Raw genomic sequence first — 26,689 nt, forward strand, 5'->3', positions numbered from 1 at the left:
CTTACACAACGAAGGATATAACACATCCTGGCTAATTACTGTGTATGTATTGACCGGTATAACACCCACCGGAATGTGTATGTAATGCTATCCTGTAAGTCACAACATCTCTAAACACCTTAATTCCCCGAATGATGAAAAATCCAATTCAAAACACACCCGATCAACATGGGTTTATTCTGAACGGAACAGAGACATTATACGTTTGTCATCTGCCTATGTTCAATATGCCGAATCACATGTACCAGATGACACTGGAGATCACTATTCCTGCGGATGCCCTCGCACAATATCTTGCAGACAGACAAGCCAATCCCGGCAACTTCTATGTATTAGGTAATCTGCAAACGGATCTCTTCACCATTCCTGATGTAATACTGGGAAAGATCAAAAACTTTCAGGCAGATATTTTCAGAGGTATGCCGCAAGACCCTAATACGGACACACCACTTATCCATAATGTGCAGACGACAATTACGCGTATTGTATATGCACGTCATTTCGACTACAGCATACCTTATCCGGAAGAGATGACCTACATCATTTTCGGTAACGAGAAAGAAGCTTTTCTTGATCACTATCTCACAAAAGAAGAAGACTTTCTCAATATCCTCTCACTCAACCAGGTGCCTGTATGGTTGCCTGTAGATCAACTGGCTATTTCTGCGAATGCAGGCTTCATCGGTATGCCCGGTACGCCCATGCCCGAAAACCCTCCTTTATCCGCCGGCACTTATAAAGTTACCTTCCAGGGACAGGAGCAGGTATACGAACTACAGGTAGGAGATAATATTTTCTTTGATACCGAAATCGTCAATGTACCGATGGAAGAACACGCCATGAAAGGATTCTATACTTATTAATGTATACAGTTGCACTCATTTACCCCCCACTTAAAATACCACTATCATGAAACAACCTTCTAATTCGAAGAAACTCTTTGCGCGTCAGTTACAACAACAACAACACGATATTCTCTCCAAACTACGCGTAAAAGGAACCGGCTCTGATGATCTGGCCGGCTGGTTCCTTGGTCCTAAAGCAGAAAATACGGAGTTATTACAGCAACTGATCCAGCGTACGATGGACAATCACTGTAATGACCGTAAAAATCTATACCCGAATGATCCGGTGTATGTAACAGAAGAGATGAAACAGACGCCTGAGTACCAGGAAACCGTAAGGGTATTACAACATAAACTGGACGTACTACTAGAAGAATTAAAAGGTTCTGTTCCTTTCTGGAGCTATCGCTGGCAATCGCATATGAACTGGGATACAACCTTGCCAAGTATGGTTGGTTACTTTGGCACCATGCTGTACAATCCTAACAACGTTGCCGCAGAAGCCTCTCCGGTAACAACGGTGCTGGAAATGATCGTTGGGGATGAACTGTGTAAAATGCTTGGATACAACATCACTGATACAGATCCGGATGTACCAAAAGCATGGGGACATATCACCTGCGATGGTTCTATCGCTAATAACGAGGCCATGTGGGCAGCCCGTAACCTGAAATATTATTCTATCAGTCTTGCGGCTGCTATTAAGGATACACCGGAACTATCCCAGGCCGGCGCACTGCAATTAAAACTGGCTAATGGTACCATTACGACGATCGGTGCTGCCAGTAGCTGGGACCTGCTGAATCTTTCTGTGGATGAAGTATTAAGTATTCCCGACAGACTACAATCTGAATTCGGTATCAATCTCGATCTGCTCACACAGATACTGAACAACTACAGTATCCAGAACATCGGATTTGATGGTATCAATAAATTCCTGGATAGCGGTATTCAGTCTCCATCGATGATGGCAGCTTCTACCTGTCATTACTCCTGGCCTAAATCAGCTGCTGTACTGGGATTGGGCGCCAATAACCTGATCAAGGTATATGTAGATGAAAATGCGCGGCTGCATATTGGCCGGCTGAGAGAAGAACTGCAAAAATCACTGGATAGAAAAAGTCCGGTATTGATGGTGGTAGCCGTAATTGGCAGCACGGAAGAAAGTGCAGTAGACCCGCTGAAAGACATCGTAGCTGTAAGAGAAGAGTTCAGACAAAAAGGACTGAACTTCGTGATACACGGTGATGCTGCATGGGGTGGTTATTTTGCATCTATCCTGAGACAACCGGAACACCAGGTACTCTCCAAACGCGCGTTATTGTATACGCCTACGCTCACCATGAATGACTATGTCACTGAGCAGTATGCGAATATCCAGGAATGCGACTCCATTACGATCGATCCGCATAAGGCAGGATATATTCCTTATCCAGCTGGCGGTTTATGCTATAAAAATGGTGCTATGCGTAATCTGGTAGCCTTTACGGCACCGGTGGTATATCATGGAGGCATTGATCCGACAGTGGGCATTTACGGCCTGGAAGGCTCTAAACCAGGTGCTGCTGCAGCTGCTGCTTACCTGAGTCACCAGGTTATCCCGCTGGACCAGAGTGGCTACGGACAAATACTCGGCAAATGTCTCTTCAACAGCAAACGCCTGTATAGCGCCTTTATCACGATGGCAGAACCGGATGATCCGTTTATCATTGTGCCGTTCCAGCGCCTGCCGGCAGAGAAACATGGTGAAGGTCCGCAGAAAATAAAGGAACAATACGACTTTATCAAAAACGAGATCGTTCCGAAAACCAATGAAGAGATCATGTCTAATGCGGAAGCAGTAAAACTGTTACCAGAACTGGGCAGTGATCAGATCATCATTACCTACACCTTTAACTTCAAAGAGAATGGCGTATTAAACAAAGATGTAGACAAACTGAATGAGCTGAACCTGAACATCTTCCAGGCACTGAGCTTATCTCCGGGCGAGCATGACCATCCATCTAAAACACCGATGTATGTTACGCAGTCACAGTTTGACAATGACTCTTATGGTAAATCATTTGTAAATAATTATAAAGAAAGACTGGGTTTATCTACAGATAATGATGAACCAGTGAATATCCTGATCTCCACTACCATGAATCCGTGGCTGACAGATACCGCAGATGGTAACTTCATCCCTGAACTGGTAAAAGCATTACGTCAGACAGTGCTGGAGCAGGTTGAAAAAGTAGTAGGAGCAATGGAACTCGCATAGTAAGTACTCCGAAATATAAAGGGTGTCATCAAAAAAGGCCGCATCAGATCTGATGTGGCCTTTTTGCTTATTTATTATAATTCTTCGCAGGGGTACATCTTTCTGATAAAGAAAACTCCGTCGAAAATGTTATTCCAGGATGCCTCGTAGTTCTTGTGGTATAGGTTGCCTTTTACCGCACCTGACAGGTAGAATGGCCATCTGTAATGCGGCCATTGAGCATTAAATGCCCTAAAATCAGTAAATGCAAATTCATACTCCCGGTTGATCCAGTTCTCAAAGCTGTATTCCCTTGGTTTGTCTACTTTATATGGCTTTTCCACTTTCTTATTCCCTATATACAATCTTTTAGAAGTCCCTTCATAAGAAGTGAATCCCAGGATATAGGTTTCTATATCTGTAAAACTTCCGGTGAATATGCTACCCATCGTACTTGCCCCGTCCATAGCCGGATCTTTATATTTATAGGAATCTTTTGAAACATGGTAATTATGTGCCCATACAATGATCTTCTCATTAGGATATTTATTGCGCAGCAGCCACTCCAGATTCACCGCCATCTGACTGTCCCGTGCGCCTAACCTTTCATAATAAGACTTTGCAGTACCTGATTTATTCAATGCGATCAGATTGTCGATATATAACAGCCAGAAGTCTTTCTCTGGCAATTGTTGGCTCAGTTCACGCCTGATTCTTTCCAGGTTACGCACATACCGTCCGTTCAAAGCGGTATCTTTCAACTGCATCCCCCAGCTTTTCAGTAAAGGCAGTATTGCTGACTGATAAGCCGTATCTCTGGTAACAGGGAGCTGCCAGCCCCTCATCAGACTATCCAGTACTCGTGAAGGGTAAGCGAGCCCCATCTGAGGATCAATACCGGATAATTGTAAAGGTGTGTCCTGTTTTTGTGAGGCAGGAATATAATTGTAAAACAGATCGCTACAGGCGGAGCAGGCCGTCCATAAAGGGTAAATACTGCTTTTTATGAAGGAATCCACACTGCCTCCCTGTTTCTTCAGTTCATCCCATCCATAATTCAGGGCAAAAAAATCACTTTCAAAGGCCAGCACGTTAAAGCCTTTCTTTTCATGGAGATATTTGATCAAACGGGTTTTAGCCAGAAAAGCAGGCGCATCACCATGGTCCTGTTCTCCCAGCATTACCACACGAGCATTGCCAATAGCGTTACCAAAAGCAGCGAGATCTTCATAATTAGTGGCGTCCGGGGAGATAGCAGTGATCTTTGCGGTGTTTTCTTTCACATACTTTTCGATTTCCGCCTGCCCTCTGGCGACGGACAAGGATAAACAAATAATAGCGGATAGCAGGGATAGTTTCTTCATAGCAGCAATAACGTTGACAGGGGCCGCTTTTGTATGCGCTCGTCGGATTTCATAAATTATTAATATTTATGCTACCTTACCGTACTGATTGTTCAATTTTAGCCCGAAAACGATGACTTATTTAGATCCAGCCTTACAGGAACTTCTTGCCCGTTTCCAGTCTACACAGAGAAAACTGACCGTATTAACCGGCGCCGGTCTTTCTGCTGATAGCGGTATCCCGACTTTCAGAGATAAGGATGGTTTCTGGACTGTAGGCTCTGAAAACTACACCCCACAGGATATGGGGACCTATGAAATGTTCTGGCGGAAGCCTCTGGAAGTATGGAAATGGTTCCTTTACCGTAATACAATTTGTTCCATGGCTGCACCTAACGTGGGACACTTTGCCATTAAACAGCTGGAAGACATTTTTGGCGACCGTTTTAAACTGATCACCCAGAACGTAGATGGTTTGCATACGAAGGCATTGTCCTCTCCGGAAAGGACCTATTTTATCCATGGCACACTGGATAAATCTCGCTGTGGAGATGAATGCAGCAAGGATTTCTATCCCTTTCCAGACATCCCTTTTGAAAAAGGACAGGAACTGACAGCAGAACATATTGCCTTGCTGAAATGCCCTAAATGCGGTCATTATCTCCGTCCGCATGTATTATGGTTTGACGAATACTATGACGAAAAGCATTATAAACTGAACAGTTCTCTCCGTACAGCAAAAGAAACCGGTTTACTGCTGATCGTCGGCACTTCCGGCGCTACAAATCTGCCGAGAAGAATAACAGAAACGGTATTAAGCAGACAGGGTATGATCATTGACATTAACCCGAACAATAACTACTTTTCAGATATAGCCAGAGAGAAGAAAAACGGCTACGTATTAAAGGGAAAGAGCAGTGATATACTGCCGGAATTTGTGGAGTTTTTCAGCTCCCGAACTTCCGGGGAAAATAAGTGAGTGTCAGCATAAAATACTGCTTCAGCACATTATGAGACTCCTGTGTCAATACATAGTTGTTACCGTAGTTACTGATGCTCCGGTTCTGTCCGAGCAGGTCTAATGCGGAAAATTTCAGCTCCAGGTTATTACCCGGCAGGAGCCGGTAGGCAGCACTCAGGTTCCAGATAGTAAAGGTAAGCGGTTCGGCGGCAGATGAGACTACCGTATTACTGGTTACATTACTGCTGATGGTAAACCGTTTGGTAGGCGTATAACCACCACTCAGTGTAGTATTGTACTCATACGAACTGACACGGGCATCATTCAGTCCGCGTTGTTTCGACAGGTAATAACGGGCATTCTGAGAGAGATTAAGGGCTAGTTTATCCAGGTGGATAAAGTAAATCGTGATCTTATTTTTCAGCTGACTCGCATAAGAGATGTTCATTACATCCTGCTGTTCATTATTCCGCACCAGGTAATTCGGATTATGTGACCGGATAAAGGAAAGTTCCTCCATGATCTGTAACTGATCGCCATTTTTCAGTTTCAGAGGTTTCTGCACTTCTCCCCGCAGTTCTATACTACGCCGGCCATCCAGGTTGATCGCTTTGGTGATGGTAGTCCCATTTTCATTGATATAGGAACTACCCGCAAAGAAATTGTCTGTTGTAATGGCGGTCACCACGAGACCATACTCAATACGGTTGCTGTTGTGACTATAGCGGAAATTAAACTCTTTTGTTTCTGCGGGCGTCAGGTCCGGATTGCCTTCCGTCAGGTAATAAAAATTGGTACTATCCACTATCGGATATAACATATCTACTGTCGCATACTCGAAGGACCGCTTAAAGGCCAGATGATAGCTATTGCTGAAGCGGTTGAACTGCTCATTTACATACGATAAACTGACAGAAGGAACGAAACGCTGGTAGTTCCGTTCAAACTCCTGAAAAGCATGAGAAGAGGTGTTCTGTTGTATAAAGAACTGTTCCTGCAGATTGAGGTAAACAGACAATGACTTTGTGTATTTATCTTCCAGTGTACGTTCAAATGTCCGGGAAAAACGGATAGCAGGATTTTCATTGACGATCCTGTATCGGCTCCGGTAGGTCAGATAGGGGTCGTGTATGAAATTCTTGGCAGTCGTATCATTGTCCAGGGCGATATTATCTGAAACCTGTGAAGAATATTCCAGCTCATTTTCCACATCGATATGCACAGTAGAAAGGAAGTTGCCACGTCCAAACAGCAATGGCGCCAGTTTACTCCAGGCAGCATCCATCCGGTGTCTCACATCGGATTTTGTATTAAGGGCTTTTCGCTCTACGTGCTGATTGTCGCTGGCATCAGCCAGAGAGGTAAAAATGGACTTGCTGTACCTGTTGCTTTCGTCATGGTTATAATCAATGGAATAGGCCATTGATAAGGACGTATTGTTATCCAGATCGTGAGAATACCTCGTATTGATGGCCAGGTGCGTATTCCGTGCATGGCTTTCAGACTCTACACTGCTCATACTCTGCAGACCGGTTTTAGTGGAAAAACTGCTGGCATGGCTACTGGTAACATTGTCATAGGTCGTGTAAGCCAGAGAAGGCTTTATGGCCAGTTCTATGTTCTTTCCGGAAAGCAGTTCTATCTGGTGAATATTCAGCTGCTGGTTGATCTGGTTGTCTTTAACCGTGACATTACTTTTCTGCAGGATCGCACTATCTGGTCCCAGGGTGGTCAGACTACTGATATCGGTCAGGTGGTTATTTCTATCTCGTTTAAGGAAATAATCTGCCCCCATTGAAGTAGGCATAAATGCGGGCCTGCCACCATCATATTTAAAGTCGTGGTGATAGAATACGCCGGCGCCCAGGGACTGATTTAGGCCGCTTTTACCAAAGTCCGGCTGATTATCAATATCCCCTTTCAGACTCTTAAAAGCACTATTTAATAACAGGTCAGTAATACCACCTGCTGTTTTATTCACATTATTGGCAATACCAAATAATCCCCATTGATTACGCGGAGAAAAGAAGTTGATATTCATGCTGCTTTCATAGGTCTTGCGGGAACCATATCCTGCGGAGAGTTCACCGAAATGTCCCTCATGCATATCATCCTTCAGCTGGATATTTATTTCAGGGATGGAATCATGCGGATTTGCCTGTTCCTCCTTTCTGGTCTTCTGATAGACCTGTATCTTTTCAATGGCGTTTTTAGGGATGTTCTGCGTCGCAATGGCGGCCTCATTTCCAAAAAACGGTTTACCATCAACCAGTACACGGGATACTGTCTTTCCGTTGGCTGTAATCGTACCATCCGACCATACTACAACACCCGGCAGGCGGATCAGCAGTTCTTCTGCAACTGCATTTTTATCCAGGGAGAAAGCGTCTGCGTTGAACTCCAGGGTATCTCCATTCATACGTACAGGAGGAGGAGCCCTGACGACGATTTCATTCAGCGCAGTATTTTCCGGCAGCAGATTGATATAATGCAGGTCGGTGACAGGATTTTCCGTGTCAAGCCGCAGGTTTTTAGACCAGGTGGCATATCCAAGATAGGAGATGACGAGTTTGAAGTTTTGTCCCAATGGTAATTTGGGCAGGGAGAACTCGCCCTGTGCATTACTAAGACCATATGCAAGCAATTCGTTTCTAAGGTTATAGATCGTTATACTCGCATTTTTGAGCACATAATTATGAGTAGAGTCAAAAGTAATCCCCGATACATTGCCGGCAGACAATGAATCTTTTTGCTGTGCCTTTACAGACACACACAGCACAGTAAGCCATATGGTAAGCAGATATTTCAGAATGGCTTTCAAGGCGGTACAGGAAATGTTAGGTTATTAGTCCCTTTGCACTTTAAGTTACTGCAAAAAATGCTAAGAGCATGTTAATAGATCTGAATGACTATTAAACGGTTAGGACAGGCAACGTTTTCACGCCTGAGTAAGCGGATAAAAAGCAGTGACTTTTCATCATTTGTTTGTTATCTTTAAAAGGATATACCCCCTATTTGTTAATCGTTAATATGACTACACATGAAAAACATGAAAGCCTTTCTTTCACTGCCGCTTTTTACGCTCTTATTGCTGTTCAGTTCATTTTCACCAAAGCAGGAGCCACAAGTACAACCTGCCATCGTGAACTATGCCTGGTACACGCCTTCCGGTCAGTTTGTCGCCTGGAGTACGCTGGCAAATGCTGAAATTGTGAGTGATGCAGATACCAATCCCGTAAATGGCACATTGGTAGCGCTGGGGTATACTGATGGCGGATTCGGAGTACCTCCTTCCGGTACGCTGGTATATCAGTTATACACGCACCCTTAAAAGGTATTGAGGAAAAAAATAAGCCGTCTGCCTTTCGGTGGACGGCTTATTTACTCATTATGCTGAGTAGATATTCTTATTATTCTGCGTGATTCTTCAGCCAGGTCACACGACGCTGATCAGGGAGATGTTTCACTGTAAACTCTTCAAATTTAGCTTCGAATCCCTGTCCGTCGGGAGATGCTGCCATCAGTCCCACCATTACCGGATGGTTATCCTGTAAAGGCGCATTACGCGTCATGATATAGTTCTTATCATCGAATGAATAGTAGAACTCTACGGCGTCCAGTTTTCTGATTGCCTTGATCCAGATGAAAGGGGGTACTTTATCCAGCGGCGTAACACTCCAGTCACTCGTTGTATGTGTTACAACGGTGCTGACATTGAGTTTGCCGTCTACGAATTCCACACCGCTCTTAATATAGTTCTGGTGATCTGTTCTGATCATCAGTCCCATCTGGTCAAATCTGGCTTTGTAATTTCCGGTGAGTTTTACTTTCACTTCAAATTCTCCGCCATAGGTGGTGTAATAGAACGGCGCGTCATCAACGGTAAATCCGTAGTGGGAAATACGCCAGTAATCTGTCTGCGGCGTAACAAACATGGTAAATGTTTTATTATTGATCTTCCATTCAGCAGGTTCGTTATACCATTGCATTTTCTCAAGCGTTTGCGCGGAAGCGGCCTGCATACCGGTGATCATGAGCAGCCCTAAAATGATTCTCTTCATTTATTAGATATTATAAGTTTTTGAAAGACAATTAACCATGTTTAATAGTTACCTTCGCAAAGGTAGAGTCCCGCCAGATAACGCACAATGGTTAAAAATAACCATACTTTAGAGATGAATGTATTAGAGAAACTCAATACCAATCTGCTGCAACAGAATTTTGCCGGTCAGGATACGGCAGCTGCACTGGCGTATTGCCAGTCGATCGCTGCGATGTATGCCCGGGTTGAAAATGCCATCAGCGTTTTAAGCGATCTTCAGAACAATAAAAGCTACATCTATACCGGCAAGATAGCCCCTGCACTGGGCATTGCTGCACATCCTGCCATGAAGGAGATTGATTCCATCTGGGAAGGGGAGATCTTTAACCGGATCAAGCCAGATCATTTGCTGGAAAAGCATTTACTGGAACTGAAATTCTTCCATCTGGTTGGTGGTGTACCTGTTGCAGAACGTTGCGATTATCAGGTAAACAGTTACTTACAGATGCAGGACGCTGACGGCGACTATGTTCCCGTCCAGCACCGGATGTTCTATCTGCACAGCAATAGCAACGGGAGTATCAATCTGGCGCTATGTCTGTACAATTTCGCCGGTAATCCGCATTCCGGTGACCAATACCAGGGAATGATCGTCAATACCAGTACGGGGAAGGTGATCACGACAGATAACAAACGCTTCAGCAAGATCCTCTCTTTCCGGGAAAAAGAGTTGTTACAGCTGATCAAAAATGGTAAAAGCAGCAAGGAAATAGCGACCCAGCTGTCCATCAGCGTAAACACCGTTAGCCGGCACCGTCAGAATATCCTGGAAAAACTGCACGTAAAGAACTCCATAGAGGCCTGCCGGATCGCTGAAGCTATCGAGTTGTTATAAGGGATTTCCTGACAAAACAGCCCCTTTTAACACCTGTTTCTGCTAAAATGACGGCCAGTACGATCTGGCACAAAAGATGCGCTTAACAGTCAAAATAGATTATATGTCAATACAAACTGCAATACTCGCCGGTGGTTGTTTTTGGGGTGTAGAAGAGCTCATCCGTGCACTGCCCGGAGTAAGCAAAACTATAGTAGGTTATACGGGGGGAGAGGTACCTAACGCTACCTACCGTAACCATGGTAGTCATGCGGAAGGGATAAAAATTGAGTTTGATCCGAATGTACTTTCATACCGGAAGTTGCTGGAATTCTTCTTCCAGATTCACGACCCTACCACCCGCAACAGGCAGGGGAATGATATCGGTACTTCTTACCGTTCTGCCATTTTCTATCTTGACGAAGCGCAACAGCAGACAGCGCTTGAGTTGATCAAAGAACTGAATGCCGCCGGCATCTATAAGAATCCGATAGTGACAGAAGTAGTACCTGCATCTGATTTCTGGGACGCAGAAGAAGAACACCAGGATTACCTGCAGAAACATCCTTTCGGTTATACCTGTCACTTTATCCGCCCGGAATGGCAATTAGCGACTTCAGAAGGTAAATAACCTGACTTTATATAAATTAGAGCCTGTATGGTGTTAATAAGACGCTATACAGGCTATTTTTATCGCTGTACTTTATGCGCTACGAGATACTTGAATTCCTACCGCCATATGGCCCTATGCCAATTGCCGTTACTGAAAACGGTGCCCCTTACTATTCCGCGGGTTTTCCCGTGCGATTCTTTAAAACAGACGGAACGGAATGGGTAGGCAACTTTGCCCCGGGATCAACAAAATTTAATGCTGTGTTGCCTCTCAGAGATTCGGAACATATACTTGTCATTGCAGGCGGGATCTGTTATATGATGCATCCAGATAACACATTACCAATGGCGTCTTTTGGAGAATATTATGTAAATGCCATTCCAATGGAAGATGGACGTATTGTATTACAGGAGACAAGTCATTTCAGTATTATACACCCCGATGGCACACATTGGAATACAGGCCCTATTTCTTTCTGGGACTTTAAAGACGTAACTGTAGAAGGCAGCATTATAACCGGTCTGGCCATGACAGACACGGGCTATTATGAAGATGTATTTGTACCTTTTACATATGATATTGACACAAAAACTTTGACGGAGAAAGGGTATGTATGGGAGTGAGCGGCGGTACTTATTCTCCTCTATATTGTCCTGAAAGGAAATACTTTAGAAACTTATCCTTATCATCAGCGAATAGATAAGTCGTATCAGTCGTTATTAACATAAAGTAAGAACCTGCATTGATCGTCATACTATAAGGTACACCACTTATTTTCACTTCACCAGATAGTTCACAGGGTAGTTTATCGAAAGACAGGTCCAGGGTTATCCTATCGATGGGTTTGAAGTGTCTGAGGATTTTTACGATTATTCCGGAATCAAGTCTCCATTGTTTGCAGACAGGGGAATTGATCATTTCTTTTGCACTTGAGTTGCCATGGGAGAAGGTGAATTGGCCCAGTTCGATAGCGGAGGTATCGGTGATGACGATAGCGGAATCGATATATTTGTGAAGGGGTGTGTTTTGGCGAATGATGGTGTCGGTTAGTTGAAGGGAGTCGGTTGAGGGCTGGTCATTGGTGGTGCTGGAAAGGGTGCACTGGAAGCTTAGGATGAGTGTGGATAACAGAAGGAGTGATTGTTTCATGAAGGGATTAAGCGTTAGTATTCAAATGACAAAAAACAGGAATGATATCATCAATAGGTATCTGTATATGGACTGGTTTTGACTACCAATTTTGAATTGAATTTCTTTCTGAACTCGCGATCCCACTCCTGGATCTGCGTAGAGGCTAGGGGACTTCTCGTACAGATAATATAACAAACCCTTTTTTGTTGTTTGTTTTTTGCACCTAATATGCCTATTGTACGTTCAAGTTGTTTTTTGGCGTGTTCTAAATCCTGGCCCTTTAACTCGATATAAAGTTCAAGCTCTTTGGCTAAATGTAGATAATCACATCTCAGACCATCAGTAATCTCACATCCATCAACGTGCACTTTCGTGGATTCCACTTCATCAATATTCTTTAGGATAAGCTCACTTCTTTGTTCTTTGAAAGTAAAAATTTTATTCTTTGAAGTTAACCTGCAATTTTCCATTAAAACTCAATATCTAAAAGTTTCCCAAATTCAATTGCTATATCGTTAGAAATACTGTCTAACACGGTCTGAGTGATTAGATTAGTTTCCTGATCTATAAGATTTTCCTTTTTGCCATTATTTACGGAATATGCAGTCAGCAAACCAGGCTTCAATTGTTCGGCTTTAGGCACAATCTTCGCAATTGCCTTATTTTTTTCAGGTTTCAATTCAGTTAATCTTCCTGCCTCTAATAAATTATTAAAAGAAGATAAAATGTACGGACTGTGTGTAGTGACAATAATCTGAAACTTACTGGAATTATTATTGAATACCCGGGCGAGTAATTGTACTATCGCCTTTTGCGCATTAGGGAACAAATGTGCTTCTGGTTCTTCAATGTAAATAGTAATTCCTCCAACCGACAACTGTTCGTTATGCAACGCTTTCAAAACAACTATCAATGGTAAGATTTCCTGTTGTCCGGAGGAGGCTTTCGACAATTCCACTTTACGCTTATCTTTATGTAACAGATAATCAATATCCTTCTCGCTTACATAATCCCCTTTCAATACTTCCAGAATAATATTATCGAATTCTTTCTGAGCAGCTTTATCCAAAGAGCTATCATCATAAGACCGCTTTAAATTTTCATACTCAACCCCGAACTCAATAAGAAAAGGATCTAAAGTGGTATTGTCGCTTAACAATGAAAAGATACTCTTTTGAATATTTGCATAAAAGCTTCTTCCTGCTGGTATAAAAAATTGTGTATGAATTGAAAAATCACCCAACTCCGCTCTTATCAATTCTCTTATTTGCATGAGTAGGGAAAATCCTCTTAATAGTGGACGTGCTCCTTCTTCAGCTAATTTCTCTATTTCATCTGCATACACTTTCCTTATTCGGCTAATTGCCTTTTTTAAGTTTTCTGAATAGTCAAACTTAATTTGATTATTCAAATGCTCTAAAGAGATATTAAATCCATTAACAGAATAACTGACTTTAAAATTGCCATTAGGCCAGGTTTCCTTTGGAAAAAATGTAATGAACTTTTCTCTGTGTCTACGATCAAGTTCACGCTTGGATTTTCCTATTATGATGTTCCTTTCCAGCTCATGAAAGAAACTTCTGAAAAAGTAGTGTAGTTTCACAGTGACACTCTTTCCGCTGCCCTGAGGGCCAATAAGAATATTGATAGACTTAAACTCAACGTCCATCGATTTAATCCCTGCAAAATTTTGGATGCTAACTTTTTCCATTCCTTTGAATTAGAACTAATCAAATATACCAAAAACAAAAAAGGAGACCAATCTCTTGATCTCCTTTTTTCCGGTCGGGGCGGCAGGATTCGAACCTGCGACCTCCTGCTCCCAAAGCAGGCGCGATACCGGGCTACGCTACGCCCCGAATTTCTCACATTTCAAAACTCATAGCCCTCTATAAAATAAAAAAGGATAACATTGCTGTTATCCTTTTCTTTTTCAGTCGGGGCGGCAGGATTCGAACCTGCGACCTCCTGCTCCCAAAGCAGGCGCGATACCGGGCTACGCTACGCCCCGAGACCCGACTGAACATCTTTGCTTTGTTGCCATCGCTTTCGATGTTTGGGATTGCAAAGGTATACAGTTTTTTGATTTAGCCAAAAAACTTTCAGAAAAAATATAAGATTTTTTGAAATAACTTTCCGGTACGCTTAATAAAAAATAGCCCAAAGGCTTGCTGACAAAGAAAAAGATCAAATTTCATGCGTCTGAAAAAATTTTTGCTAACGGGCAGCCTGCTGCTCTCTTTAGCCTCCTATGGACAAACAAAAAAACTGCCGCTACTCCGTGAGCAGTTACTCGATGATAACTGGCTTTTCAAAAACGACAGTCTGCCGGGAGCAGAAAAACCAGACTTCCCGGAGACAGGCTGGAGAACACTCCACCTGCCGCACGACTGGGCTATTGAAGACCTTCCCGGACAGAACGACAGTACCATTATCGGCCCTTTTTACAAGTATAGTGCGACACAGGAACATGGTGCTTATGTCGTAGGGGGGACGGGCTGGTACCGAAAGTCTTTTGCGTTGCCGGCTATTCCCGCCGGACAAACCGTCGCCATCTGGTTTGAAGGCGTTTACATGGACAGCGACGTCTGGATAAACGGACATCATCTGGGTAATCACCCTTATGGGTATACGCCCTTTACCTACAATCTGACACCTTATCTGGCGGCGCCGGGCAAAAAGAATGTCGTGGCCGTCAGGGTGAAGAATGAAGGAATCAATTCCCGCTGGTATACCGGTGCAGGGATTTACCGCCATGTGCATCTGGAGGTATTACCGGCCGATCAACTGGTAAAGGAAGCCACTTTCATCACTTTCCCGGAAGCAGAAAAGGCTAAAGCCGTCGTACAGGTATCAGCAGCTGTTATTGGTCAGCGGGATGCAGGTAGAATAGTCGAGATCAGTCTCAGGGACAGCAGTGGTCAGGTCGTTGCGACGGCCGCGCAGTCTATTCAGCTAAAAGCAAAAGACACTGTATCCTTCATAAAACAGCTTACGGTGCTGAATCCGGCGCTCTGGTCTCCCGGCAGGCCTTATCTCTATACAACCGAAATAACGCTGTCTGACACCGTTAAAACGGCCAAAGAAAAGGTGCTGGATATGCTGAGCTACGCCACCGGTATCCGGCGGATCAGTATCTCCGCAACAAAAGGCTTCCTGCTCAATGGACAAAAATTATTGCTGAAAGGCGGTTGTCTGCATCACGACAACGGTCTTCTGGGTGCTGCTGCTTTTGACCGGGCAGAAGAACGGAAAGTAGAACTCATGAAAGCAAACGGGTTCAATGCGATCCGTACCAGTCATAATCCACCATCTGAGAAATTCCTGGAAGCCTGTGACCGCCTGGGTATGCTCGTCATCGACGAACTATTCGATATGTGGACAGAACGGAAACATCCGCAGGATTATCACCGCTTTTTTCCACAATGGTGGCAACAGGACCTCCGCAGCGTTTTACTGCGCGACAGAAATCATCCTTCCATCATCATGTGGAGCATCGGGAATGAAATTCCGGAAAGGGCTGATAAAGAAGGTCTCGCCATCACCCACGAAATGATCAGCGCCGTACACCGGTATGATACAACCCGTGCCATCACGGAGGCAGTGCCCGAATTCTGGGAACGTCCCTATCAATGGCAGGCAGCAGACCCGGTATTTGCCCTGCTGGACGTCGCTGGCTACAACTACCAGTGGAAAAATTATGCGCTCGATGAGAGACGTGTGCCCGGCCGCGTGATGGTGGGTACAGAAACACTGCCCGCCGATCTTTACGACACCTGGAACCAGGTACAGGGACTCCCGTTTGTCATTGGTGATTTTGTGTGGACTGCCATGGATTATCTCGGAGAAGCCGGTATCGGACATTCCACCTACACCGGCACAGGCCAGGGTAGACGCACCTTCCCCTGGATCAATGCCTTCTGCGGCGATATAGACCTTATCGGCAATAAAAAACCACAATCCTTTTACCGTGATGTGGTATGGCGGAATAGTCCGGTAGAAATGCTGGTACACGCTCCTATCCCCGAAGGGAAAAAAGAAAAGGTCAGCCGATGGGGATGGCCGGATGAATCCGACTCCTGGACCTGGCGGGGTATGAACGGAAAAAATATGCAGGTACGGGTCTTTACACGTGCCAGAAAAATTGACCTGATCCTGAATGACTTCAGGGTCGCTACAAAAGAAGTCTCTGACAGTACACCGCTGACCGTCACCTTTGACGTGCCTTATGCACCTGGTCAGTTAACGGCCTTTGCCTATGACGCCAAAGGCAATGAAGTAGGTGTTAAAGCAATTGCAACCGCCAATCCGCCTGCTGCGATCAGACTTACTGCGGATCACACTAAAATTGCTGCCGGTAATGGTTCACTGGCCTATGTGAAGGTAGAGGTGACCGATGATCAGGGCAGGGTTGTTCCTGACGCCAATTTACCGCTACAGATCAGTATCAGTGGAAATGGATCCCTTGCTGGTGCAGGGAATGCATGTCCGGACTGTCCGGCCAGCTTTCAGCAACCGCTCATAAATAGCTATAAAGGGCAGGCACTGGTCATTTTACGGGCAAACGAGCAACCAGGCAATATTAGAGTCGAGGTAAAAAGCAAGGGGCTGAAAACGGCTAAAATTGACATTAAAACGAAATAGTAATTTCTCTTTCTGAGAATGGAGAATTCCCGGTTTTATGTTTTACTATCCTTCGTTCATCCTACGTTATATGAACGAAGGATGAATGAAGGATAATAAATATCTAAGCGGCATCAAACCATTATTACATCAAAGAACAAGTTAACAGGAATAACTCCACAACCGACCGCAGCTGAACATCACTATTTAAAACTTTTCAACATCCGGTGTAATATAACCGGATACACATCATATAGCAGTATCGTGATCAGCACCAGCGGTATAACAAAAAAAGTAGCCATACCGATCAGGTTGAATAACAATCCTCCCAAAATCCCACCTGCAATGAAGAACCCTATTACCGTCAGCCGGATGTAGATTTTTTCCTTCAGTGCACGCGTCTTTTCCGCATGCGGATGCACCAGTTCGGACAATTCAGACGCCAGATCCGTCACCATCCCCGTCAGGTGGGAGGTCTTGATCAACCCACCAGAAATCCTCGATACTAATCCATTCTGGAGCCCCATACAAAACAGTACGGCGCCGGTAACTGCTTCCCGCTGAAACTCACTCCCGTTATACACATCATTCCCATAGATCGCCACACCCAGCAGGATCACGATTTCCAGCAGCACAGGCATACCATGCGCAAAGTAAGTGCTCTTGTAATCGAAGGACCTGACAATAAAATTGGAGACAAAAGCCCCGAAAAAGAACATGAACAACCAATATGCAACTGTATATACTTCTGCCATATTCTGTTCAGTGATCTTACCAGCCAGTGTAGCAACATGGCCGGTAATATTGGATACAAAAGATAAAAAGGCAATCACACCCACCACATTTGTCATGCCCGCCACCGAGGCCGTTGATGACGCCAGCATCAGATTCTTTTTCAGGCTTCGCTGCCCGGGGATTTCACGTAACATATAAATAATTCGGGGTTTGATATTGTTGATGGTCTGGACAATAGTAATGCCAGTATTTTTCCATTATCTTTATTTCACGAACACGCCAAGCCACGTTCCTGATACTATGAGCAGCACCGTAAATGAGCAGACATCCCTTCATCAGCATAACGAACAGCATGAACGTTCCGGGGACACATTCCGTTTGGAAGCACTACTACAACATCAGACGGATGTAATGGAAATGCTGTCAGCAGGTATCCCTTTACAGGATATACTTACACAGATCATTACCTGGATACAACAACCAGACCAGGACATGATCGCCACTATTTCACTGGCAGGACAACTATCCGCTCATCCGGGCGCGGTGTGCTGCACCACACCTCTGACAGGAAAACAAGGAAATGCCCTCGGAAGTTTTGAGATCAGTTATAAATCCGGGCGGCAACCCACTCCCGCAGAACTGCATTTCATTCGCCTGGTCGCCCGCACGATCGTGATGGCCATCGAATATTCGCAGAAAACAACACCTCCTGCAACGCAGCCGGTCCATACGCGTCCTGCCACATCCGAAACAGCTGCTGAACGGGAAAACTTCTATCAGCTGCTCATGGATACACCGGCAGTTATTGCCGTACTCAGCGGTCCGCAACACGTATACATACTGGCGAATAAACTGTATATGGAAACGATTGGGACAGATCGTAGTATCGTAGGTAAACCGATCCGGGAAGCCCTTCCCGAACTGGCAGATCAGGGAATCTTCGAACTCCTGGATGACGTATACCGTACCGGACAACCATTCATCGGCCACGAAATTGAAGTAGGTCTCGATCGTAAAGGCACCGGCGAACGGGAACCTGTATTCTTCAACTTTATTTATCAGCCTATCCGCGATGCGGAAGGAAAGGTCATACAAATACTGGTGCATGCGATCGATGTAACCTCTTCCGTTATGCAACGCAGAAAAGCAGAACAAAGCGAACAGCAATTCAAAAGCTTTGTCGCCCATTCTCCAACACCCATCGGTATATACGTAGGGAAAGAATTACGGATCCGGACAGTTAATGATGCCATCCTGAAAGCCTGGGAAAAAGACGCTTCCGTTGTCGGCAAGACCTTCCGCGAAGCCATACCCGAACTGGAAGGACAACCCTTCTTTGATATCCTTGACAAGGTGTACGACACCGGCGAAACATACGAAGCCATCGAAGAAAAGGTTATGCTGATGCGGGACGGCATACTATCACCCACCTATTACAACTTTACCTATAAGGCGCTCCGGGATGAACAGGGAGAGATCTATGCAGTTATGAATACTGCCATGGAAGTAACCGAACAGGTGAAAGCACGCCAGAAACTGGCTGAAGCAGAAGAAAACCTGCGCAATGCCATCGAAGTAGCGAAACTGGGTGACTGGAAAATAAACCTGCAAACCGGAGAAGTCGTACTCGCCGATCGTATACAGGAATGGTTTGGCGCTTCCCCTGGTGAAACCATCACCATCGAAGAAGCCACTGCCTGCATCACCGATCCTTCTATTCTGACCAATGCCATCGACCGTGCGTTACAGCCCGGCTCTGACAGGATTATGAATGTGGAATACGAACTCACCAACTTCCGGACAGGTGAAAAACGTATCATGCATACCTCCGGTAAAGTCTTTCTGGATGATATCAGCCAGCCCTATATGATCATTGGGATCACCCAGAATGTTACGGAGCAGCGGCAACGCCAGCAGGAACTGGAACGCCTGGTCAATGAAAGGACCCGTGCACTCAGCATCGCCAATATAGAACTCAAGGAAGCAAATAAGACCCTGGAAAGGGTCAACAATAACCTGGAACAATATGCCTATGTCACCAGCCATGACCTCCAGGAACCACTGAGAAAGATCAAAATATTCTCTGACATCCTTCAGAACAGAACAGATCATACAGCGGATATTTTTACACGCAAATACCTGAATAAAATAGACGCGTCCGTCAACAGAATGATGGCGCTCATCAATGATCTCCTGAATTTCTCCCGACTGGATAAAGCCGAGAACACCTTCTTCCTCACCGATCTCAACGGCATCATAGAGGAAGTAAAAGAAGATTTTGAACTCGCTATTAAAGAAAAAAAGGTAATTTTGAACGTCTCGCCCCTGCAGCAGATAGCTGCCGTACCACTACAAATACGGCAACTCTTCTTCAACCTCATTGGTAATGCTATCAAATTCTCCCGGCAGGACGTTACTCCAACCATCAATATCAGCGGCCGCCCCGTACCCGCAACAGACATTTCCACGCATCCACAGTTGAATCCATCATGGAACTGGTATGAAATCATCGTCAGCGACAATGGTATCGGCTTCGAACAACGCTATGCGGAAAAGATCTTTACCATATTTCAACGACTACATACCCGCGACGTCTACTCCGGTACCGGCATCGGTCTCGCACTTTGCGAAAAAGTGGTCAGCAACCACCACGGAAAGATTTATGCCACCGGAAGAGTCAATGAGGGCGCCAGCTTCCACATCCTTATTCCTATCATGCGATAGGGAAATTGGGATTTCCCGATATGTTTAAATAGCTTTGCACTCTCAAATACTTATTAATGGAAGCAACAATGCCAGCCCGGCAGTATTGGTCCCTGATTTTAATTCTGGGTACCATGACCGCATTAGGGCCATTCTCAATAGATATGTACCTGTCCGGATACCAGGCCATCGCAGAAGACCTGCATGTCCCTACAGAACGTATCGGATTATCACTCGCCAGTTACTTTATCGGTATCTCCGCGGGACAATTATTATACGGTCCCTTACTGGACCGTTTTGGCAGGAAGAAACCGCTTTACGCCGGACTGATCGTCTACCTGATCGCCTCCGCAGGATGTATTGCGGCAAGATCACTGGAATCTTTTGTACTGCTCCGCTTTATTCAGGCTATTGGTAGTTGTGCAGCGGCAGTAGCTTCTGTTGCTATGGTACGTGACCTGTTTCCGATAAAAGATAGTGCGAAAGTTTTTGCACTACTTATGTTGGTAGTAGGCGCCTCTCCTATGCTGGCGCCAACCATTGGTGGTTATATTACAGCTGCCTGGAACTGGCAGGCTATCTTCATCGTACTGGGAGGAATGGGATTACTGCTGATGATCGCCTGCTTTGCCTTTCTGCCTGAAAGTCATCAGCCGGATACCTCCATGTCACTGAAACCAGGTCCTATTATCAGTGGATTCTGGTCGGTGATGCGGGAGCCACAGTTCTATACCTATGCATTGACCGGCGCATTTGCGTTCTCCGGACTGTTTGTATATGTGTCATCTTCCCCTGTAGTATTCATGAACATCTTCCATGTGTCTGAAACGCATTTCGGCTGGATCTTCGCAGGATTGTCCGTTGGGTTCATCGGTTCCAGTCAGTTGAACAGTCTGACCTTACGTTATTTCCGCAGTGAACAGATCATTCGTATTGCCCTTGTAGGACAAGCCCTGATCGGGATCGTCTTCTTTGCTGGCAGTTACCTCGGATGGTTCGGATTGACATCGACTATTATCATGCTGTTCCTGTATCTGAGCTGTCTCGGATTTGCGAATCCAAATGCTTCTGCACTAAGTATAGCACCGTTTAAGAAGAATGCAGGTACAGCAGCTGCGCTGATGGGCGCATTGCAGATGGGTATCGGCGGACTGGCATCTACTGTTGCCAGTTTATTCCACGCAACGTCTCCGGTCCCTATGACCATGCTGATGGCGGCAACAGCACTGATATCAGTAGCGATATTATTCCTCGGAGGATTACGTATTACCAATCCCGTTTTCCTGCATGATGGAGGTGATGCGGTGGTGCTCCACTAAAAAAGCTGCACATAAAAATATGACTATACATGAACGGCCATGATCATATGGCCGTTCTTTTTTATCTTAGCCCCAGCCATATATCCTATGAAAAAGTTAATCATATTCCTGCTTGTCATATGCAGTTTCCAGTGTAACCGTCACTCTGCCAACAAAAACTTCGATCTGAAGATCAATGTAGATGTGGGTAACTATAAATACACCAGCCATCCCGTTACGGAGGAAGAATTTCACGTCCTGAAACAAAACATCGCTAAAAGCTGGGATCAGGAAATTGTCAGTTCCGGCAGTCATATTCCCGAAGGGGAAAAAGAAATCGCCAACCTGATGCCTGCCAGGTATAACATACAGGAATATATCAGGATAGTGAATGAAATGGAGACTTTCCGGAAAACACTCCTACCACCGGGTGACTATCTGAAAAAGACAGCGCCTACCCAGGAAATAGCCATCCTTGAATACAACAAGGTATTTGCACCACTGTTGAACGAATGTGCGGGAGAACCAGTGAACTACAGTGATCTGATTATGACTTCCATGAAGGATATACTGGCGGATAATCACCTCAAACTGGAAGTCTGCTACGGCTTCAAACAACTATCCACTTTTGAGATCAAGTACACGATCTATGCTAAACTGAACAACATCCTGCATACCATTACCTTTTCCAATACCAAAGGGTGTATGCCTGATAATCATGCCATCTACCTCCTGCTGAACAAGGTGCTGATGAGTACTGAGCTGAAGGAAAGACTGGTTAAATATGCAGATCATAACAGCCTGGTATTTGTGCAACCAGCCCGTTATGAACGCCTGGGAAGAAGACTTGCCCAACCATAATTACCCGGGCTTACACTGCAGTGAGGAGATTGTATTTTTCTTTACATTCACGTTTTAAACAGTTGACCATGTCAGTAACCGGTACCCCAGTCGCGCTGCTCTATCAGGCGCAACAACCACCCGCCAGGAACGGCATTCTGAAACCTATGAAGCCCGGAGGTTATTCAGACAGCGGAGCAGATATTGCCTATGCACTGCGTGAAAAACAGGTACCGGTCAGCACCCCCGTGATGCATCCCCAGCTCATGATCGATCTTGACTGGGTATTTCCTGATACGGAAGCGGGTATACTCCATGCACTGTCTAAAGGCGCCCAGGTATTATGGCTGAATACCATCCTGTATAATGGTCACCCGGTAGAAGCATTTCTGAAAAGAGGGATCGCCGCTGTCGGACAACTACCCCGGAATACTGACCTTTATGACGACAAATGGACCACCAATAAACTCCTGCAAAAAAACAACCTCCCCATTCCACCGGCTATCCTGATCAACAAAGACAACCTGCACGATTACCAGCTGAATTTCTCCTTTCCGGTAGTTGCTAAACCTATCCGGGGCAGGGGAAGTGACGGTGTACAGGTGGTGGATACAACGGAAGGGCTGAATAAGGTCCTTGCAGAGATGTTTGCGGAAGATAAATATGGTACTGCTGTATACGTAGAAAAGTTCCTCCCCGGTAGGGAAGTGACCATTACAGTCATGCCACCGGGGAAGTATATGCTCAAAGATATCTGTCAGGAAAAAATCAATTACTGGAGTTTGCCACCAGTAGAACGTTTCAATCACGAGGATGGCGTAGCTCCTTATAACGGCACTGTCGCTGTTGTGAATAACAGCAGGGTGCTGGATGATGCGCAACTGCAATCGGCGGCTATCATTACTTTATGTAAACAATGTGAATCTGCGGCGGCACTGGTGGGTGCGAAGGCGCCTGTAAGGATTGATTGCCGCCAGGATGAACAAGGCCGTTATTTCCTGTTTGACCTGAATATGAAACCTAATATGACCGGCGCTTCCCGTCCCCATAGGATGGACCAGGATAGCCTGTCAGCACTGGCTGCCCGTAAGATAGGCTGGACATTTGCTGATCTGCTGGAGAATATGTTACGCCAGCAATGGCGTATGTAGATTAACGGACTGCGCTGAGTGCAGGCTGTTCCTGCGACATATTGACCACGTTAGACGGCCGCAGCTTTCTGAATAAACTCACCAAATCCTGTAATGCCAGCTCTCTGATGTTTTTAAAACACTGTTCATGCGCCTCTTGGGTAGTTTCCAGGATATGATAGTAATTCCGCACATTACGGAAGGTCAATAATAATAACTTTGAGGTCATTACATCCTTTTCACCCCGCTGGTTTGCGAGATGCCTGGAAGTCAGCAAGGTACCGGTATTCATCAATACCATCCTCAATTCAAACAGACTACCTGTATTCTTATACTGCATAGTCTCCAGCTGCGCTCTTATCTGTAGGAGTTCGTACATACTATATATATCGGATAAAAGTAATTTCAAATACCGCACCAATACACAGACATGTACTATTATTCGATATAAATGGTAATGCAAATCAAATATTTGTTAAAATAACATCACCACGAGCGACCCCGTCGTTACCACAGCTTGTTTACAAAAAACCACGTAGCGGGGAGACTATCTGATTTTTAACTTCTCCAGCATTTCCTCACTCAAGGTATCAGCAGAAGGACCATATGCGGTCACCAATACCCCCTTTATGCCATCAGCTGACTCTATTGCATATACTGCTGCTTCATCAGATGGATCAGTATCGCCTTCGTAACGATAAATATCCACTATATTAAATTCACTGAGCGCGATCTTGTCATCTCCATTCACCAGGTAGTTCCCTTCCAGGTTAAAATCAACCGTAAATCCCTGGTTTTTCAAAGCGGTGATCGCATTGGCAACAGTATCATAATGATGTTCCATAAAACGTCTATTTTGAGTGAGTGAAAATTAGTTTACCCTGCCGCGTCCCCGTTTCCAGTCAGTACGTATTTTCTGCAATTTCACTACATACGCCGACAACAGCAGCAGTTCAAGACCCAGTGGTGCAAATACGTGTGCCGGTCCGAAATAATTATAGATCATCACAAACAGGCAGACCAGGATCCCCATCCATCCATCTGCAAGCCCTATATCCACCGCCCATTCCTTTTCTGCGAGCAGTCCGAAGGAGGCGATACCTTTCAGGATAAAGAGTATAGTAATGACCAGCATAAGAAAAGAAGTACGATTCGCGCTTTCTAATCCATACAATGCCACCCGTGGATCACTATCTGTCAGAAACATATATGGATAACTTAATACACCCAGGGTGCCGGTCACAACAAAGATCGCACTGAAAAACTTCAGCCACCATGTCAGCAATTCTTTTCTGCGGGGGACCATTAACTCTTCCAGGTCATTCAACTGATCAGCGATGATTGACTTATCTTTCATTATCGGAGGGATTGTGGGTTATGCAGCAAATATACGAACTGCGTCCCTTCGGCCCTTACGAAAAAAAGGACCGTTCCTGGAGAGAAACGGCCATTAACAATCAAGCTCCACTGTATGAATAAAAGGAAGGATATACTCTTTGATAACTTCAGCGCTACACTTTTAGTTAGCAGTCCATAGTCGATAGACTATAGTCCATAGCAAAACACGGGTTTGTTGTTTGTCCTGTCTTTTAACTATGTCCGATTAAGCTTTGATTCGTTCTATGTGCGTTGTGCCACCTGAACTATTGCCTATCGTCTACAGACTGCTCCCTATCCCTTATAAGCTAATAATTGCCGACTATCTTCACTTAAAACCATGCGACTGTTTCTTCGACTATTCTGCTTATTTCATCCGCTCTGTTGTTTCTTTTTATTCGCTTGCTGAATCTGTTACAAATCTACTAACACAGCGCCCGAAAGTCAATTGCCTAATCAACTCTTCTGTTGTACTTTTTATGGAGAACTTTATAATGTATGTCTTTTTACAATACCCAGTTTTTTCATCTTCGATGCCAGTGTAGATGGCGGCAGATTCAATAGCTCTGCGGCTCCGCCGGGACCAGATATCTTATGATTACACTTTTTCAGCACAGTAAGTATGTGTTCCCTTTCTAATTCCACAATTGTTTTAATATCTGTTTCAGTAGACACAACTGTTGTTTCTTTCTTTACACTCACAGGTAAGATCACTTCTCTGATGATGCTTTCGCGCGATAACAATACACTTCTTTCAATGAGGTTCTGTAATTCACGTACATTCCCCGGCCAGGCATAATCCATCAGTTGCCTTAATGCAGCAGGTGCTATATCAGATACAGCTTTACCTGTTGCTGCTGCGTATAAGCGGATGAAGTGAGCGATCAGCAAAGGGATATCATCCCTGCGCTCACGCAGTGCAGACAACATGATCGGGAATACGTGTAATCTGTAATAGAGATCCAGCCGGAAACGTCCTTCTGCAATCTCTTTTTCCAGATTACGGTTAGTCGCCGCAATGATGCGAACGTTCACTTTTATAGGTCCATTACCACCTATTCTTTCTATCTCCTTTTCCTGTAATACACGCAGTAATTTCACCTGCAGATCAGCCGGCATATCGCCTATTTCATCCAGGAAAATAGTACCGCCATCAGCACGTTCAAACTTACCGATCCTCTTTTCCAGCGCACCTGTGAAGGCGCCTTTCTCATGACCGAACAATTCTGATTCTATCAGGTGTGTAGGCAATGCCGCACAGTTCACCTTGACGAATGGTTTGGCTTTACGGGGAGACAGATGATGGATACAATTCGCTACACCTTCCTTACCCGTTCCGGTTTCTCCCAATACCAGCACAGAAGTATCCAGTGGCGCAACCTGACGGATCAGTTCAAACACACGCTGCATAGGCACACTATTACCAATAATACCCTCAAAATTGGGGATAGGAGGCGCCACTTCTTTCTTTACTTCCGGTATCGGTTGCTGCTGTACAGGCAATGCAGGTAAGCGCAGGTCATCGGACTGTGATGCAACGCCTGGTTTCACCTTTAAGACCCGATGATGTTCGTAGCGGTAACGTGCAATATCCAGCGTTACCAGGAGGTCTTTTTCCCTGAATGGCTTCACGATAAAACCATAGGGCTGAGTCACCTTGGCGGCCTCCAGCACTTGTCTGTTGCAGTTAGCGGACAGATACACAAAAGGTATATTATGTTTATTCAGTTCAACCGCCAGGTCAATGCCTGTCTGATCGCCCTTCAGATAGATATCCAGTAATACGAGATCAGGTCTTTCTACGTCGATAATCTCCAGCGCCCTGTGTACAGAGCGGGCAACGCCTGACACCTTATATCCTGCTCTTTCCAGTGTTAATCGTATATCACCTGCTACAATCAGTTCGTCCTCTACGATCATGATTTTTTCTTCCAT

Annotated in this window: 22 protein-coding genes and 2 tRNA genes; 12 read left to right on the top strand and 12 right to left on the bottom strand. The window is 45.0% G+C overall.

Features of this window, described 5'->3' with window-relative positions; all coding sequences use genetic code 11:
• The first annotated feature begins 134 nt into the window (after nt 1-134).
• On the top strand, nt 135-863 hold the full coding sequence (locus BMZ72_RS23320; RefSeq protein ID WP_143087766.1) for a hypothetical protein: 729 nt from the start codon (nt 135-137) through the stop codon (nt 861-863).
• 46 nt (nt 864-909) lie between these two features.
• Entirely contained in the window at nt 910-3,105 is a 2,196-nt protein-coding gene (locus BMZ72_RS23325) for a pyridoxal-dependent decarboxylase (protein WP_089812106.1), read from the top strand.
• A 74-nt stretch (nt 3,106-3,179) separates the two neighbouring features.
• On the opposite strand, the gene BMZ72_RS23330 is transcribed toward BMZ72_RS23325, so the two are convergent.
• Entirely contained in the window at nt 3,180-4,448 is a 1,269-nt protein-coding gene (locus BMZ72_RS23330) for an erythromycin esterase family protein (protein WP_089812107.1), read from the bottom strand.
• A gap of 112 nt (nt 4,449-4,560) precedes the next feature.
• Here BMZ72_RS23330 and BMZ72_RS23335 point away from each other — a divergent pair, with 112 nt between their 5' ends.
• Nucleotides 4,561-5,406, top strand: coding sequence for an SIR2 family NAD-dependent protein deacylase (locus BMZ72_RS23335; RefSeq protein ID WP_089812108.1), 846 nt, complete (start codon nt 4,561-4,563; stop codon nt 5,404-5,406).
• Here BMZ72_RS23335 and BMZ72_RS23340 read toward each other — a convergent pair.
• Nucleotides 5,375-8,209 carry a TonB-dependent receptor gene (locus BMZ72_RS23340; RefSeq protein WP_089812109.1) on the bottom strand — a complete coding sequence of 945 codons (2,835 nt, stop codon included), beginning with the start codon at nt 8,207-8,209 and terminating at the stop codon, nt 5,375-5,377. The two genes, BMZ72_RS23335 and BMZ72_RS23340, sit on opposite strands and share 32 nt — an antisense overlap.
• A gap of 219 nt (nt 8,210-8,428) precedes the next feature.
• Here BMZ72_RS23340 and BMZ72_RS23345 point away from each other — a divergent pair, with 219 nt between their 5' ends.
• Nucleotides 8,429-8,719: a hypothetical protein gene (locus BMZ72_RS23345; RefSeq protein ID WP_089812110.1), complete on the top strand. Its 291-nt coding sequence runs from the start codon at nt 8,429-8,431 to the stop codon at nt 8,717-8,719.
• Nucleotides 8,720-8,798: 79 nt separating this feature from the next.
• On the opposite strand, the gene BMZ72_RS23350 is transcribed toward BMZ72_RS23345, so the two are convergent.
• Nucleotides 8,799-9,449 carry a DUF1349 domain-containing protein gene (locus tag BMZ72_RS23350; RefSeq protein ID WP_089812111.1) on the bottom strand — a complete coding sequence of 217 codons (651 nt, stop codon included), beginning with the start codon at nt 9,447-9,449 and terminating at the stop codon, nt 8,799-8,801.
• 114 nt (nt 9,450-9,563) lie between these two features.
• Here BMZ72_RS23350 and BMZ72_RS23355 point away from each other — a divergent pair, with 114 nt between their 5' ends.
• The 3 genes from BMZ72_RS23355 to BMZ72_RS23365 all read left to right on the top strand — a co-directional run bounded on the left by BMZ72_RS23355 (nt 9,564) and on the right by BMZ72_RS23365 (nt 11,540).
• On the top strand, nt 9,564-10,325 hold the full coding sequence (locus tag BMZ72_RS23355) for a response regulator transcription factor (RefSeq protein WP_089812112.1): 762 nt from the start codon (nt 9,564-9,566) through the stop codon (nt 10,323-10,325).
• Nucleotides 10,326-10,428: 103 nt separating this feature from the next.
• Nucleotides 10,429-10,935: a peptide-methionine (S)-S-oxide reductase MsrA gene (gene msrA / locus BMZ72_RS23360; RefSeq protein WP_089812113.1), complete on the top strand. Its 507-nt coding sequence runs from the start codon at nt 10,429-10,431 to the stop codon at nt 10,933-10,935.
• Nucleotides 10,936-11,009: 74 nt separating this feature from the next.
• Nucleotides 11,010-11,540, top strand: a complete 531-nt coding sequence (locus BMZ72_RS23365; protein ID WP_089812114.1) for a hypothetical protein — start codon at nt 11,010-11,012, stop codon at nt 11,538-11,540.
• Nucleotides 11,541-11,550: 10 nt separating this feature from the next.
• Here BMZ72_RS23365 and BMZ72_RS23370 read toward each other — a convergent pair whose 3' ends face one another.
• From BMZ72_RS23370 to BMZ72_RS23390, 4 genes are all read right to left on the bottom strand, one after another.
• On the bottom strand, nt 11,551-12,066 hold the full coding sequence (locus tag BMZ72_RS23370) for a hypothetical protein (RefSeq protein WP_089812115.1): 516 nt from the start codon (nt 12,064-12,066) through the stop codon (nt 11,551-11,553).
• Nucleotides 12,067-12,517: 451 nt separating this feature from the next.
• Complete coding sequence (locus BMZ72_RS23380) at nt 12,518-13,759, bottom strand: AAA family ATPase (RefSeq protein ID WP_089812117.1); 1,242 nt, start codon at nt 13,757-13,759, stop codon at nt 12,518-12,520.
• Nucleotides 13,760-13,833: 74 nt separating this feature from the next.
• Nucleotides 13,834-13,907 (bottom strand) — tRNA-Pro (locus tag BMZ72_RS23385).
• 78 nt (nt 13,908-13,985) lie between these two features.
• Nucleotides 13,986-14,059 (bottom strand) — tRNA-Pro (locus BMZ72_RS23390).
• A 185-nt stretch (nt 14,060-14,244) separates the two neighbouring features.
• Between BMZ72_RS23390 and BMZ72_RS23395 the strand changes: the two genes are divergently transcribed.
• Nucleotides 14,245-16,692, top strand: coding sequence for a glycoside hydrolase family 2 TIM barrel-domain containing protein (locus BMZ72_RS23395; protein ID WP_089812118.1), 2,448 nt, complete (start codon nt 14,245-14,247; stop codon nt 16,690-16,692).
• 182 nt (nt 16,693-16,874) lie between these two features.
• Here the strand turns inward: BMZ72_RS23395 and BMZ72_RS23400 are convergent, their stop codons facing one another.
• A complete protein-coding gene (locus BMZ72_RS23400; protein ID WP_089812119.1) occupies nt 16,875-17,600 on the bottom strand; it encodes a YoaK family protein in 726 nt (241 codons plus the stop codon).
• Nucleotides 17,601-17,706: 106 nt separating this feature from the next.
• Here BMZ72_RS23400 and BMZ72_RS23405 point away from each other — a divergent pair, with 106 nt between their 5' ends.
• The 4 genes from BMZ72_RS23405 (at nt 17,707) to BMZ72_RS23420 (ending at nt 23,398) form a co-directional block, all read left to right on the top strand.
• Nucleotides 17,707-20,130 (top strand): PAS domain-containing sensor histidine kinase, encoded by a 2,424-nt coding sequence (locus BMZ72_RS23405; RefSeq protein ID WP_177222908.1) that lies wholly within the window; start codon nt 17,707-17,709, stop codon nt 20,128-20,130.
• Between the two features lie 56 nt (nt 20,131-20,186).
• Complete coding sequence (locus BMZ72_RS23410) at nt 20,187-21,428, top strand: multidrug effflux MFS transporter (RefSeq protein ID WP_255373273.1); 1,242 nt, start codon at nt 20,187-20,189, stop codon at nt 21,426-21,428.
• A gap of 87 nt (nt 21,429-21,515) precedes the next feature.
• Entirely contained in the window at nt 21,516-22,268 is a 753-nt protein-coding gene (locus tag BMZ72_RS23415) for a hypothetical protein (RefSeq protein ID WP_143087768.1), read from the top strand.
• 68 nt (nt 22,269-22,336) lie between these two features.
• On the top strand, nt 22,337-23,398 hold the full coding sequence (locus BMZ72_RS23420; protein ID WP_089812122.1) for an ATP-grasp domain-containing protein: 1,062 nt from the start codon (nt 22,337-22,339) through the stop codon (nt 23,396-23,398).
• A gap of 1 nt (nt 23,399) precedes the next feature.
• Here BMZ72_RS23420 and BMZ72_RS23425 read toward each other — a convergent pair whose 3' ends face one another.
• The 4 genes from BMZ72_RS23425 to BMZ72_RS23440 all read right to left on the bottom strand — a co-directional run bounded on the left by BMZ72_RS23425 (nt 23,400) and on the right by BMZ72_RS23440 (nt 26,689).
• Nucleotides 23,400-23,756, bottom strand: a complete 357-nt coding sequence (locus BMZ72_RS23425) for a hypothetical protein (protein ID WP_089812123.1) — start codon at nt 23,754-23,756, stop codon at nt 23,400-23,402.
• 168 nt (nt 23,757-23,924) lie between these two features.
• A complete protein-coding gene (locus BMZ72_RS23430) occupies nt 23,925-24,221 on the bottom strand; it encodes a hypothetical protein (RefSeq protein ID WP_089812124.1) in 297 nt (98 codons plus the stop codon).
• 27 nt (nt 24,222-24,248) lie between these two features.
• Nucleotides 24,249-24,734, bottom strand: a complete 486-nt coding sequence (locus BMZ72_RS23435) for a hypothetical protein (protein WP_089812125.1) — start codon at nt 24,732-24,734, stop codon at nt 24,249-24,251.
• Nucleotides 24,735-25,243: 509 nt separating this feature from the next.
• On the bottom strand, nt 25,244-26,689 hold the full coding sequence (locus BMZ72_RS23440) for a sigma-54-dependent transcriptional regulator (protein WP_089812126.1): 1,446 nt from the start codon (nt 26,687-26,689) through the stop codon (nt 25,244-25,246).

Source organism: Chitinophaga sp. YR627 (assembly GCF_900114995.1).
Lineage (GTDB): Bacteria > Bacteroidota > Bacteroidia > Chitinophagales > Chitinophagaceae > Chitinophaga.

What these genes read in the sequence shown, in the direction of transcription:
- BMZ72_RS23400 (WP_089812119.1), bottom strand. Translation starts at nt 17,600, where the DNA reads ATGTTACGTGAAATCCCCGGGCAGCGAAGCCTGAAAAAGAATCTGATG.
- BMZ72_RS23345 (WP_089812110.1), top strand. Translation starts at nt 8,429, where the DNA reads ATGAAAAACATGAAAGCCTTTCTTTCACTGCCGCTTTTTACGCTCTTA.
- BMZ72_RS23410 (WP_255373273.1), top strand. Translation starts at nt 20,187, where the DNA reads ATGGAAGCAACAATGCCAGCCCGGCAGTATTGGTCCCTGATTTTAATT.
- BMZ72_RS23355 (WP_089812112.1), top strand. Translation starts at nt 9,564, where the DNA reads ATGAATGTATTAGAGAAACTCAATACCAATCTGCTGCAACAGAATTTT.
- BMZ72_RS23405 (WP_177222908.1), top strand. Translation starts at nt 17,707, where the DNA reads ATGAGCAGCACCGTAAATGAGCAGACATCCCTTCATCAGCATAACGAA.
- msrA (WP_089812113.1), top strand. Translation starts at nt 10,429, where the DNA reads ATGTCAATACAAACTGCAATACTCGCCGGTGGTTGTTTTTGGGGTGTA.
- BMZ72_RS23415 (WP_143087768.1), top strand. Translation starts at nt 21,516, where the DNA reads ATGAAAAAGTTAATCATATTCCTGCTTGTCATATGCAGTTTCCAGTGT.
- BMZ72_RS23330 (WP_089812107.1), bottom strand. Translation starts at nt 4,448, where the DNA reads ATGAAGAAACTATCCCTGCTATCCGCTATTATTTGTTTATCCTTGTCC.
- BMZ72_RS23430 (WP_089812124.1), bottom strand. Translation starts at nt 24,221, where the DNA reads ATGGAACATCATTATGATACTGTTGCCAATGCGATCACCGCTTTGAAA.
- BMZ72_RS23420 (WP_089812122.1), top strand. Translation starts at nt 22,337, where the DNA reads ATGTCAGTAACCGGTACCCCAGTCGCGCTGCTCTATCAGGCGCAACAA.
- BMZ72_RS23425 (WP_089812123.1), bottom strand. Translation starts at nt 23,756, where the DNA reads ATGTACGAACTCCTACAGATAAGAGCGCAGCTGGAGACTATGCAGTAT.
- BMZ72_RS23320 (WP_143087766.1), top strand. Translation starts at nt 135, where the DNA reads ATGAAAAATCCAATTCAAAACACACCCGATCAACATGGGTTTATTCTG.
- BMZ72_RS23370 (WP_089812115.1), bottom strand. Translation starts at nt 12,066, where the DNA reads ATGAAACAATCACTCCTTCTGTTATCCACACTCATCCTAAGCTTCCAG.
- BMZ72_RS23325 (WP_089812106.1), top strand. Translation starts at nt 910, where the DNA reads ATGAAACAACCTTCTAATTCGAAGAAACTCTTTGCGCGTCAGTTACAA.
- BMZ72_RS23435 (WP_089812125.1), bottom strand. Translation starts at nt 24,734, where the DNA reads ATGAAAGATAAGTCAATCATCGCTGATCAGTTGAATGACCTGGAAGAG.
- BMZ72_RS23395 (WP_089812118.1), top strand. Translation starts at nt 14,245, where the DNA reads ATGCGTCTGAAAAAATTTTTGCTAACGGGCAGCCTGCTGCTCTCTTTA.
- BMZ72_RS23365 (WP_089812114.1), top strand. Translation starts at nt 11,010, where the DNA reads ATGCGCTACGAGATACTTGAATTCCTACCGCCATATGGCCCTATGCCA.
- BMZ72_RS23350 (WP_089812111.1), bottom strand. Translation starts at nt 9,449, where the DNA reads ATGAAGAGAATCATTTTAGGGCTGCTCATGATCACCGGTATGCAGGCC.
- BMZ72_RS23440 (WP_089812126.1), bottom strand. Translation starts at nt 26,689, where the DNA reads ATGGAAGAAAAAATCATGATCGTAGAGGACGAACTGATTGTAGCAGGT.
- BMZ72_RS23335 (WP_089812108.1), top strand. Translation starts at nt 4,561, where the DNA reads ATGACTTATTTAGATCCAGCCTTACAGGAACTTCTTGCCCGTTTCCAG.
- BMZ72_RS23380 (WP_089812117.1), bottom strand. Translation starts at nt 13,759, where the DNA reads ATGGAAAAAGTTAGCATCCAAAATTTTGCAGGGATTAAATCGATGGAC.